Annotated in this window: 14 protein-coding genes and 1 other RNA gene (1 of these 15 cut by a window edge); 5 read left to right on the top strand and 10 right to left on the bottom strand. The window is 46.6% G+C overall.

The genetic code is table 11. The features are described 5' to 3' along the window. Both rnpB and rsmI read right to left on the bottom strand, forming a co-directional pair. An RNA gene (gene rnpB, locus B2U97_RS07280) (RNase P RNA component class A) lies at positions 1-323 on the bottom strand (it extends 152 nt beyond the left edge of the window). A 46-nt stretch (positions 324-369) separates the two neighbouring features. Further along, entirely contained in the window at positions 370-1,224 is an 855-nt protein-coding gene (rsmI, locus tag B2U97_RS07275; protein WP_034818626.1) for a 16S rRNA (cytidine(1402)-2'-O)-methyltransferase, read from the bottom strand. A 75-nt stretch (positions 1,225-1,299) separates the two neighbouring features. Between rsmI and B2U97_RS07270 the strand changes: the two genes are divergently transcribed. From B2U97_RS07270 to dolP, 4 genes are read left to right on the top strand one after another with little or no spacing between them, the layout of a single operon-like run. Further along, entirely contained in the window at positions 1,300-3,186 is a 1,887-nt protein-coding gene (locus B2U97_RS07270) for a penicillin-binding protein activator (RefSeq protein ID WP_286822975.1), read from the top strand. Further along, positions 3,164-3,514 (top strand): YraN family protein, encoded by a 351-nt coding sequence (locus tag B2U97_RS07265; protein ID WP_011233684.1) that lies wholly within the window; start codon positions 3,164-3,166, stop codon positions 3,512-3,514. Before B2U97_RS07270 ends, B2U97_RS07265 begins: the two co-directional genes overlap by 23 nt. A gap of 2 nt (positions 3,515-3,516) precedes the next feature. Continuing rightward, positions 3,517-4,059 carry an SIS domain-containing protein gene (locus tag B2U97_RS07260; protein WP_011233683.1) on the top strand — a complete coding sequence of 181 codons (543 nt, stop codon included), beginning with the start codon at positions 3,517-3,519 and terminating at the stop codon, positions 4,057-4,059. A 5-nt stretch (positions 4,060-4,064) separates the two neighbouring features. Continuing rightward, positions 4,065-4,640, top strand: a complete 576-nt coding sequence (dolP, locus tag B2U97_RS07255) for a division/outer membrane stress-associated lipid-binding lipoprotein (RefSeq protein WP_273024601.1) — start codon at positions 4,065-4,067, stop codon at positions 4,638-4,640. Between the two features lie 12 nt (positions 4,641-4,652). On the opposite strand, the gene B2U97_RS07250 is transcribed toward dolP, so the two are convergent. The 8 genes from B2U97_RS07250 to zapE all read right to left on the bottom strand — a co-directional run bounded on the left by B2U97_RS07250 (position 4,653) and on the right by zapE (position 10,743). Then, on the bottom strand, positions 4,653-5,063 hold the full coding sequence (locus tag B2U97_RS07250) for a ClpXP protease specificity-enhancing factor (protein ID WP_110013571.1): 411 nt from the start codon (positions 5,061-5,063) through the stop codon (positions 4,653-4,655). Positions 5,064-5,089: 26 nt separating this feature from the next. Continuing rightward, positions 5,090-5,713, bottom strand: coding sequence for a stringent starvation protein SspA (gene sspA / locus B2U97_RS07245; RefSeq protein WP_011233680.1), 624 nt, complete (start codon positions 5,711-5,713; stop codon positions 5,090-5,092). 84 nt (positions 5,714-5,797) lie between these two features. Further along, entirely contained in the window at positions 5,798-6,532 is a 735-nt protein-coding gene (locus B2U97_RS07240; RefSeq protein ID WP_011233679.1) for a cytochrome c1, read from the bottom strand. Continuing rightward, entirely contained in the window at positions 6,529-7,797 is a 1,269-nt protein-coding gene (locus B2U97_RS07235; protein WP_034818647.1) for a cytochrome b, read from the bottom strand. The genes B2U97_RS07240 and B2U97_RS07235 overlap by 4 nt, the downstream gene beginning before the upstream one ends. Beyond that, complete coding sequence (gene petA, locus B2U97_RS07230; RefSeq protein ID WP_011233677.1) at positions 7,797-8,387, bottom strand: ubiquinol-cytochrome c reductase iron-sulfur subunit; 591 nt, start codon at positions 8,385-8,387, stop codon at positions 7,797-7,799. The genes B2U97_RS07235 and petA overlap by 1 nt, the downstream gene beginning before the upstream one ends. Before the next feature lie 225 nt (positions 8,388-8,612). Then, complete coding sequence (gene rpsI / locus B2U97_RS07225; protein WP_011233676.1) at positions 8,613-9,005, bottom strand: 30S ribosomal protein S9; 393 nt, start codon at positions 9,003-9,005, stop codon at positions 8,613-8,615. Between the two features lie 17 nt (positions 9,006-9,022). Next, positions 9,023-9,451, bottom strand: coding sequence for a 50S ribosomal protein L13 (rplM, locus tag B2U97_RS07220; protein WP_034818651.1), 429 nt, complete (start codon positions 9,449-9,451; stop codon positions 9,023-9,025). A 197-nt stretch (positions 9,452-9,648) separates the two neighbouring features. After that, positions 9,649-10,743: a cell division protein ZapE gene (zapE, locus tag B2U97_RS07215; protein ID WP_110013653.1), complete on the bottom strand. Its 1,095-nt coding sequence runs from the start codon at positions 10,741-10,743 to the stop codon at positions 9,649-9,651. Between the two features lie 119 nt (positions 10,744-10,862). Between zapE and B2U97_RS07210 the strand changes: the two genes are divergently transcribed. Next, entirely contained in the window at positions 10,863-11,324 is a 462-nt protein-coding gene (locus B2U97_RS07210) for a YhcB family protein (protein ID WP_011233673.1), read from the top strand. Positions 11,325-11,392: the final 68 nt, after the last annotated feature.

Genomic DNA, 11,392 nt, shown 5'->3' with positions numbered 1-11,392 from the left:
CTGTCGTGGACAATCATTCATCTAGTGATCAGGTTGCCCTGACCCTCAAGCAGTCTACCCGGGTTCAACGCGGGCCGCGCCAAAGAACCCCTATTTGACCTTGCTCCGGGTGGAGTTTACCGTGCCACAAACTGTTACCAGTTGCGCGGTGCGCTCTTACCGCACCCTTTCACCCTTACCTGTGCTGCAAGCAGCCATCGGCGGTTTACTCTCTGCTGCACTAGTCGTCGGCTTACACCGCCCAGGCGTTACCTGGCACCCTGCCCTATGGAGCCCGGACTTTCCTCCCCCTGTAAACAGGCGGCGATTGTCTGGCCAGCTCTCCGCGGGGGATTCTACGCTGCAGCAGGCATTAACTCAATCTTTGTTTCACTCATTATTTTTATTCTCAAGCGCCCACTGGTAGAGTTCATTTTTCCGTTCATCGTGAATTTTTGCGGTCATAGCTGCCGCCTTTTTTAACGGCAACTCTTCTAGTAGCAGCAGTAACGTGCGCTTAGCCGCTTCTCCCGGACCGTCACGAACATCCGTTTCCGTCTGTGCAGGTGCTATTAGCAAAACCATTTCACCGCGCTGTTGGTTTGTATCGTCGGTTAAAGCCTGCAACAATTCAGCCGCAGTGCCATTTAAGTATGTCTCAAACTGCTTAGTCAACTCGCGCGCAAGCACTATCTGCCGGCCACTGCCTAAAACCACGTTCATATCAGTCAGCGTATGTAAAATTCGGTGAGGGCTTTCATACACAACAACAGTCCGGGTTTCGGTCTTCAGAGCCTCCAGCTTTGCACGACGTTGCTGGGGCTTTGATGGCAAAAAGCCTTCAAAAGCAAACCGGTCTGTTGGTAACCCGGCTGCAGACAGAGCAACCGTAACAGCGCAGGCACCGGGTAACGCAATAACCTTCAGCCCGCGTTCCCTGCAACGATGCACCAAAACATAACCAGGATCATTGATGAGTGGCGTACCTGCATCACTGACTAACGCCAGCGACTCACCTTGCAGCAAACGCTCGATAACCGCGTCCACACGCTGTGTCTCATTATGTTCGTGCAGGGCGAATACGTCATTCTGTATGCCATAATGCTGCATGAGTTTGCGCGTGTGTCTTGTATCTTCCGCAGCAATGGCTGCAACTTCCGCCAATGTCTTAACTGCTCTTTCCGTTATATCGCCTAAATTGCCGATAGGTGTCGGCACAATATAAAGAATGCCCTGCTCTGCCATAATCAGTCTCTGTTTGTTTCCAACGTCAATGCCGTTTATAGTATCACCGAACAGGCACCAAAGCGGAACCTTACAGTGTTTAGAACTCATTCATTTGTACTTTTAGCTCTAATGGCATTACTGGTATTAACCCAGTGTACCTCGGCACCTGACCGATCAGCAGATAAACCGGCAAAGACGGTCGATGTTGCTGACCAGGAATTAAGCTTAAAAGAAGAAAAATCAGCCCGGGACTGGTTACAGGAAGCCGCTGCTGCAAAAAATGAAGTTGAGCAACACTCCGCTTTAATACGAGCCGCTAATGCTTTTCAAAGTGAGCAACAATGGCAACAAGCGGCCGCTATTCTTTCGCAGTTAAGTGCTCAAAAAATTACTCGTCACAGTCAAAAATATTACCGCCTTGCAAAAGCACGTTGGGCCGCAGAGCAGCAAATTTGGTCAAAGGTGATAGAAGAACTGGAAGATGTCGCCACTCAGTTTAATCAAAGAGAATTTCGCGCTCTTAGTCTGCAACTACTTTCTCAGGCGGCTTATCAGCAACACGACTACTGGCAGTCGCTGGTGTGGCAGGTTGATGCTCAGCGCTTTGCAGAACAACCCAATACAGATACAGTCTGGTCTATAGCCCGTCGGATTAAACGAGAAGAGCTTCCGCAACAGCGCCCTAACGACTTAGCCCTCGCGGGTTGGTGGCGACTGGTGGATTATCATCATCAGGCAATGACCTCACCGGATAGCCTGGAATCTTACTTAAATCAGTGGCAGCAAAGCTTTCCAGACCACGATGCTGCGGCACTGGTCGACATCTGGCTTGAACCATCACTAAAGTCGTCAGAAGATGCACCGGAAGCCGGGCAGGCATCTCCGGAACCGACCCTCGCGGTGTTATTACCATTATCCGGACGCTACAAGCAACAAGGCCAGGCGGTGCGAGACGGAGTTATCGCCCGCACCGGTGAAATGAAAAACCTAAGAGTTGTTTTCATCGACAGCGAAACGGGCGATATTGAGTCTCAACAAAAACAAATACAGGAACTAAGCCCGGTTGGAATTATTGGCCCACTGTTAAAAGACAAAGTAGCGGCCTGGGCGGAGCAACCTCTTGCGGGGATTCCTCAGGTTTACCTTAATCAGATAGACGATGGGAAATTAGCCCAAAACTCATTAACCAACGTGTTTTTCGCATTAAGCCCAGACACCGAAGCGCATCAAGCCGCGCAACAAATTAACACACAGTTCCCCGAATCGAAGAGTGCACTGATAATTACCGCTGATGGCTCCAGTGGCCGCAGAATGGTTGATGCCTTTAAGTCAAGTTGGAACAATAACGAGGCAGGAGAACCCAGGGTTTCTTACTTCTCTGAACGCGAAGATATGAAAGCCACAGTGGAGCGTTCACTGGGTTTAACTGACAGTCAGCAACGTATCCGCGCAGTTAAGATTGCAGCAGGGAAAATTATTGTCGATGAGCAGGAACGCAGCCGACGAGACATTAGTGCTATTTATCTGCCGGGTAATCTACAACAGACTCGTCTTTTAAAACCTTTTATTGATGTCAGCGTTTCGCCATTTGCAGAACCTATTCCTGTTTATGCCAGCTCGGCTACCCATGAACTCAGAAATCGTTTAGGTGACTCAGATCTTAATGGCATTATTTTTTCAGACATTCCCTGGTTAATAGAGAGTTCGGGTAAAAACATACTTCTAAGTCAATGGCTTGAATTGCGAAGTGGGTGGGGTCTGTCGCTAGCGCGCTTAACCGCTATGGGATACGACAGCGTATCCTTGATTCAACGACTTGAAATGATGAACCGCATGCCTGGATTGGTCTGGTCGGGTTTAAGTGGTGAACTGCACATTGATAACTCAGTTGTTCAACGGAAGCTTATTTGGGCTACCTTTAGTGAAGGAGAAATCACCTTAGCTAAGGAAGCAGACAATGCAGGAAGTCGTTACCGGTAAGCGCGCTGAATTACTCTCAGCCGAGTTTCTGAAGAAAAACAACCTTACAATTATTTGCAAAAATTACCGTATTGACGGTGGTGAAGTTGATATCATAGCCCGAGACGGTCATTACTGGGTGTTTTGCGAGGTAAAATTCCGGGACGATGAGAGTTTTGCGGCTGTTATTGAACAGATTCAGCCGCAGCAATGTCGCCGAATACGATACACCGCTCGCCACTACTTACTCAGTAATAATATCGATGAACATACTGCGGCTATACGTTTCGACGTAATTGCAATAGTAGGTCAGCCAACAAAAATTGAATGGTTTAAGGACGCATTCTGACTATGAATGACGAATTGATTAAGGCGCTTTTTACAGAAAGCATACAGACACAAATTTCAGCGGTGGAAAGCCTGACCGACGAGATGGCCACAACGGTTGAACTGTTAGTGGCTAATTTGTTGAATGGTCAGCGTGTCTTTTGCTGCGGCGACCGCACGACAGGAATCGTTGCTCAGCACTTTGCAAACCTCATGACCGAAGGCATGAAATTAGAGCGTCCTCCCTTTCCAGTACTAGCATTGGCCCTTGGCAAGCAAAAACAGCTTGCCGCACTGGGTCAAGCCGGTGATATTCTACTGGTCATAGCGGACAACCAAGAGAATGAAGAGTTAGCATCGGTTATGGAAACAGCTATTAGCCGCGATATGCTTATTATTGCTTTAACCGGCGAGGGCAACGATTCTGTTTCCGGTTTACTAGGTGCTAACGATATCGAATTAAGGGCACCCAGTTTAAATCCGGCTCGTATACTAGAAACTCAGCTGTTTATTGTCCACGGCTTGTGTGAACAAATTGAAAACACGATCTTTCCGCAGGAGCACTGAAGCGTATGACTTTATCTAGAACCTTTTTACCCGTCATTTTTATCAGTTTATTAAGTTTACAGGGCTGCGCCGCAGTTGCTGTCGGAGCAGCCGCAGTAGGAATATCTTCAGCTACTGATCCGCGGACAATTGGAACACAAGTGGATGATCAGACTATTGAATTGAAAGCTAACGCTAAACTGGGAAATGATGAACAACTTGAAGATGCCCGCGTGGTCGCTATCAGTTACGATACTAATGTTCTTTTGGTTGGCCAGGTTCCAAGCGAAGCTCTGAAAAGAAGAGCTGAAGAGATCATCAAAGACACTAACGGTATTAATAAAATTTTCAATCAACTCCGTATTGGCTCTAAAGCCTCGGCAGCCGTGCGCGCCGGAGATAGCTGGATAACCAGCAAAATTAAGCTCAAGTTTGCTAATAATAAATCTATAGATGCAACTAATATCAAAGTAGTGACAGAGAACGCTGAGGTATTTTTACTAGGCCATGTAAGCCAGATTGAAGCAGATGCCGCGGTAGAGGTTGCCAGAAACGTAGATGGCGTAGAGCGGGTAGTTAAAGCACTAACCATTAAGCGTTAGTGCTTTGTATTGTTACTTAACTACTTTTAGGTTGGGCTTTTTCTTTGCTGTTTTTTGCTCAGCATCGTCACTACCCTTATCTTCTTCATCAAGCTCAGGCATTTTGTCCAGTTCGGGTTCGGCCTCAAACATTGCTCCGGCACCGTTCTCACGGGCATAGATAGCTAAAGCCGCAGTCATAGGCACAACAACTTGCATTGGCTGTCCACCAAAGCGCGCGTTAAAGCGAACTTCATGGTCAGCCAGTTGCAGCCCCTGAACCGCTGTTGGCGAAATGTTTAGTACAATTTGCCCTTCACTAACAAAGTTCTGCGGCACAACGGTTCCCACAATAGTCGCATCAACCACCAAGTGTGGGGTCAGGTCGTTATCAACTATCCACTCGTACAATGCACGCAGCAGATAAGGTCTTTTCGGCGTCATAGTAAAACTCCTCGACGTCGATGAAATTAATTACGCGCGAGTTCTTTCTCTTCTTCTGTTAAAGAATCCTGGAACGTTTTGCGTTCAAACAGGCGTACCATATATTGCTTTATTTCTTTTGCGCCCTGACCTTCTAAATCGATACCGTAAGCGGGCAAACGCCAAAGCAGAGGAGCCAAATAGCAATCAACCAGACTAAATTCTTCGCTCATAAAATACGGTGTATCGGCAAAAATAGGAGCCAGGGAAAGAATACCTTCTTTCAGTTCCTGCCTTGCCTGAGCATCATTCTTTTGGATCTTTTCAGCCAGGCTATACCAGTCGCGCTCAATTCGGTACATCATTAAACGACTCGTACCACGAGCAACCGGGTAAACAGGCATTAAAGGAGGATGCGGGAAACGCTCGTCCAAGTATTCCATAATGATTTGAGCGTTATAAAGCACAAGCTCACGATCAACCAGAGTCGGTTTAGCCTCTGGGTACGGATTAAGCTGTAACAAATCCTCCGGCGTACTTTCGTCGGTCACATAGGTAATTTCGACCCCAACACCTTTCTCAGCTAACACCAGACGTACCTGATGACTCTTTAAGTCATCCTTTCCTGAATATAACGTCATTACTGAGCGTTTATTTGCTGCAACAGCCATTCCTTTCTCCAGATAATATCAACGGCAAAAGGGTGGCAAGCCACCCTTTCTTAAGCCGTTGTCTAACAGACTGATAAGCCCCGATTATTTCAGGTCTTTCCAAAACTCTTTTTTCAGTAACCATGCCAAAATGGTGAATACCAGCAGGAAACCAAAAACAAACCAACCAATGCGACGTTGTTCTAATAACATAGGTTCTCCGGTATAAACCAGAAAAGCGGTTAAATCCAACATGGCTTGATCATATTCACTTTCAGATAAACGCCCACCACCATCGGTTTCAATACCGACGTACACGTCTTCCATTTCACCGTCTATTAGGCGTTCTTCATAGGTCTTCTCCGGAAGCCCTTGAAGTTCTTGCAATACATGGGGCATTCCCACATTTGGGAACACCGCATTATTGACGCCGAAAGGACGGCTGTCATCTTTATAGAATGAACGTAAATAAGTATAAATCCAGTCCGCTCCGCGTACACGGGCTACGTTCGTTAGATCGGGTACCGCGGTACCAAACCAGTTCGCTGCTGATTCAGGATTCATATTATTGGTAATTCTGTCACCGGCTTTGTCGCCGGTAAACTGCAAGTTCTTTTCGCCTAACTCTTGCGGAATACCAAGATCCTCAAAAGTACGGTTATAACGATGGTACTGCAGTTGGTGGCAACCCAGACAGTAGTTCATGTATAACTGCGCGCCGCGCTGCAGTGAGGCTTTATCGTGTAAGTCGACTTCGGCCTTGTCCAAGGGAACTTCAGGGCCCGCCGCAAATACAAGCGACGGAACCAAAGTTATAAGAGCGATTAACAATTTTTTCATTTCGACGTCACCCTTTCTGGTACCGGTTTAGTCTTCTCGCGCTTACTGTAGAACCAAAGCAGCCCGAAGAATGCAAAGTACAGGAACGTAAATATCTGTGCGAATATTGTTGCAACAGGAGTTGCCGGTTGCGTTCCCAGATAACCCAGCACAACGAAACTGATGGCAAATACGCCGAGGTTTAGCTTATGCAACAGGCTACGATAGCGAATAGAACGTACTCGCCCACGGTCTAGCCAAGGCAACAGGGCCAGGAAGACAATAGCAGCGAACATCAAAATAACACCAAACAGCTTGTCGGGCACCGCACGTAAAATTGCATAGAACGGCGTGAAATACCATACAGGAGCAATGTGTTCCGGTGTTTTCAAGGGGTTCGCCGGCTCAAAGTTAGGCGGCTCAAGGAAAAAGCCTCCCATTTCCGGGTTGAAGAAAATAACGTAACAGAACAAGAACAAGAACACGCCGAACCCGAACAAATCCTTAATAATGTAGTAAGGGAAAAACGGAATAGAATCGACAATGTCTTTCTTGTTAGTAAAGCGCTCGTGGAACTTAAACTTCGGCTTTTCTTCGTCTGGCACAGAGCCTTTCGGCTTCTTAGTATCGATACCGTCAGGGTTGTTCGAACCAACCTCATGCAAAGCGACAATGTGCAGGAACACCAAAATAACCAGTACTAGCGGCAGAGCAATAACGTGCAGCGCAAAGAAACGATTTAGCGTCGCTCCGGAAATAACGTAATCACCACGTATCCATAAGGTTAAATCATCACCAATAACCGGTATGGCACCGAATAGTGAAATAATAACCTGTGCGCCCCAGTAAGACATTTGTCCCCAAGGCAGCAAGTAGCCCATAAAGGCTTCGGCCATCAGTACCAGGAAGATGAACATACCAAACAGCCAAATAAGCTCACGAGGCTTCTGGTAAGAACCGTACATCATACCGCGGAACATATGCAGATAAACGACAACGAAGAACGCAGAGGCACCGGTGGAGTGCATATAACGCAACAACCAGCCGTATTCGACATCACGCATGATGTATTCAACCGAGGCAAAGGCACCGTCGGCGCTTGGCACATAGTTCATGGTTAACCAGACACCAGTCAGTATTTGGTTAATTAATACGATGGTTGCCAAAAAGCCAAAAACATACCACATGTTAAAGTTTTTTGGAGCTGGATACTGCGCCAGGTGGATGTTCCAGGTTTTGGTCATGGGGATGCGGGCATCCATCCACTCTACAAATCGCTTAAACATTATGCTTGCCCCTTATCTTCACCCACCAAAATGGTGTTATCGTCGATAAAATAATGTGGCGGCACGACCAGGTTCAGTGGTGCAGGAACACCTTGGAATACGCGCCCTGCGACATCAAATTTAGAACCGTGGCATGGGCAGAAAAAGCCAGACTCAACGCCCTCAACGTGCTCCCCCATTCCGCTCGCAAGATAAGATGGAGAGCAACCAAGGTGGGTACAAATACCAACCGCAACGAAGAATTCTTCTTTAATTGAGCGATATTGATTTGCCGCATAAGGTGGCTGCTGCGGCTCTTGAGAATTCGGATCGCGAAGCCTACCTTCTATTTCACCCAACTCTTCAAGCATGTCCGGTGTACGGCGAACCACCCACACAGGCTTGCCACGCCATTTAACACGGACTAGCTGGCCAGGCTCAGCTTTGCGTATATTTACTTCTACGGGCGCTCCCGCGTTTTTTGCTTTCGCACTTGGGTTCCACGATGCTATGAAAGGAACGGCTACTGCTACCGCTCCTGCACCACCTACCACTGAGGTTGCGACAGTCAAAAAACGACGGCGGCCTTTATCTACAGGCGCATTGCTCATCCATCTATTCTCCAGTTTTGGACGCTCCACGATGCGTTGTCGCGAAGTCGGGAATTAGCTGCTGCTTTGTCCGCTGATGCGGATTACAGAAAATGCTTTGAGATGATAATGAAAAGACACACTTTTTACAAGCTTAATAGCCGCCCTTATTGGTCTATTTCCATTTATTTTTGACATAAAAAAACCCAGCCGAAGCTGGGTTTTGCCACAAAAAACAAAGACGAATTAACGCTTTGAGAACTGTGGACGTTTACGTGCTTTATGCAAGCCGATTTTCTTACGTTCAACTTGACGAGCGTCACGGGTAACGTAACCTTCTTTACGTAATGGACCACGTAAAGCTTCGTCGTATTGCATTAATGCACGAGTAATACCGTGACGAATTGCACCCGCCTGACCGGTAGTACCACCACCACTTACAGTGATGTACATGTCAAACTTTTCAGTCATTTCAACTAATTCTAATGGTTGACGAACAACCATTTGAGCCGTTTCACGACCGAAGTATTCGTTCAGTTCACGGTTGTTAATTTTGATGTTGCCGCTACCAGGACGCAAAAATACGCGAGCCGTGGAGTTTTTGCGACGACCAGTACCGTAGTATTGATTATCTGCCATAGTGTTCTTGCTCCGTATTATATATCCAGTTGTTTAGGTTGTTGAGCAATATGGTTATGCTCAGTACCTGCGTACACTTTCAGTTTACGGAACATGGCACGACCCAATGGACCACGGGGTAACATACCTTTCACCGCTTTCTGAATGACCATCTCTGGTTTCTTAGCAATCAGTTTTTCAAAACTGATTGATTTGATACCACCCGGAAATCCAGTGTGCGAGTAGTACATCTTGCCCTGAGCTTTATTACCGGTAACAGTAATTTTCTCAGCGTTAATGACGACGATATAGTCGCCGGTATCAACGTGAGGAGTGTACTCAGGCTTATGCTTGCCGCGTAAACGACGAGCGATTTCAGTAGCTAAACGACCTAAAGTTTTGCCTTCAGCGTCTACTACGTACCAGTCGCGTTTTACCGTTTCTGGCTTGGCTACAAATGTTTTCATTGTATAAAACCTACATTTTAAAAGTTCACGGACAGTAATTCCGGGCTTCCCCGCGAATCACAACAATAAAAAAATGATAGAAATCATTTAGTTATCTGCTGCGACCGCTGCATTACGTTATGTAACACAACGGACTGTAACGTGGGCTGCGCGGATTATAGGAAAAATGCGGTTAAAGATCACGCATTTTCTGAAATTTATGCTTTATGAGCCATTGCCAGATATTCCTGACTTTGCATTTCCTGCAGTCGGCTGACACAACGGCGAAACTCGAAAGTTAACTGGCCTTCCGTATAGAGAGCTTCAATACTCACATCTGCTGACAAAATCAGTTTCACCCGACGCTCATAAAATTCATCAACTAACGCTATAAAGCGGCGAGCCGTATCATCTTTCCCCGCGCCCATTTGCTCAACATTACTAATCAATACCGCATGGTAAAGTCTGGCTATTTCCATGTAGTCATTTTGGCTACGGGCTGTCTTACAAATGGAGGTAAAATCAAAAAATACCACATCGTCACACTCTGCCCGAACGTCAATATCCCGTCCTTCAATTTCAATACAGTCTGATTCGTAACGCTCTTTACATTCAGGCGCTAGCTCTTTGAAGTATTTCCATAAATTCTTATCGGCTTTTTCATCCAGTGGCGAATGAAAAATTTCCGCCCGGGTAAGCGTTCGAAGACGATAATCAATGCCGCTATCCACATTAACCACTTCGCAGTGCTGATTGATGAGTTTAATAGCAGGAATGAAACGTGCGCGTTGCAGTCCGTTTTTATAGAGTTCGTCAGGAACGATGTTTGAAGTCGCTACCAGCACCACCCCTTTCTCAAATAAGTACTCAAACAGCCTACCCAGTAACATGGCATCGGTAATATCCTGCACAAAAAACTCGTCAAAGCAGACAATTCGTGCTTCGGCGGCAATGTTATCAGCCACAATGCGTAACGGATCGCTCTGCTTATCCAGTTGTTTAAGTTCATTATGAACCCGGTGCATGAATCGGTGAAAGTGGATTCGCCATTTACGCTCAATTGGCAGACTTTCAAAGAAGGTATCAACCAGATAGGTTTTCCCACGGCCGACACCACCCCAAAAGTAGATGCCCTGAGGCTGATCCGGCTCTTTGTTAAACCACTTTTGCCAGCCTGGCAGAGTCTGATATTGATGCCACTCAATAAGCTCATCATGCAGTCTTTGCAAATGTTTAACAGCGTTTAGCTGCGCAGCATCTTTCGAGAAATCATTGTGTTCTATATCATACTGATAACGTTCTAGTGGAGACATTTGCTGTTTGGACACTACCACTTCACCTCAGTTGGGATTATCCTATAAGTTAATATGTTACCATGAAGGTGAAGCGCAGCAATCATTCGCCGCTGCGACAGCTTGTTCAGGAGTTAATTATGAGTTGGATTATTGGGGTTCTGTTGGTCGTTGCTGGTGCTATCATTGGCTTTTTTGCGGCTCGTTACAGCCAGTCGAAAGGCCAGTCAGGCGATCTCGAAGAGCAAGTACAGCAAAGTCAGCAGCGTTTAACCGACTACCAAAGAGAAGTTGCCGAACACTTCGCCACCGCAAACGCTATGGTCGAACAACTGGCAGATACCCAGCAACGTTTACAAAGCTACTTAAACCAAAGTGCTGAGCTGCTTGAGAAAAGCGATGTACAAAGTGACCTGCCTTTTTTCGCAGAAGACACAATTAAACAACTGCGAGTGGCCAATTCATTAAATAAAGATCACCGTTCAGGCCGTGACAGCTATAGCGCCAACGATATTCCCCGCGATTACACCGAGGGCTCCAGCGGGCTCTTTTCAAGTAGTTACGAGCAAGATCAAGAAAAAGAGTCATCAAAAACATCTTGAAACATTTTTAGAGTGAACTCATATAGCTGACAAGCGGTCTTAACTGGCGACCGTTTGTTAGTGCTTTA

This window comes from Idiomarina sp. UBA3176 (genome assembly GCF_002364295.1).
GTDB lineage: Bacteria > Pseudomonadota > Gammaproteobacteria > Enterobacterales > Alteromonadaceae > Idiomarina > Idiomarina loihiensis.
Note: the sequence above shows the minus strand (reverse complement) of the source record. Positions and strands in the feature narration are given on the sequence as shown.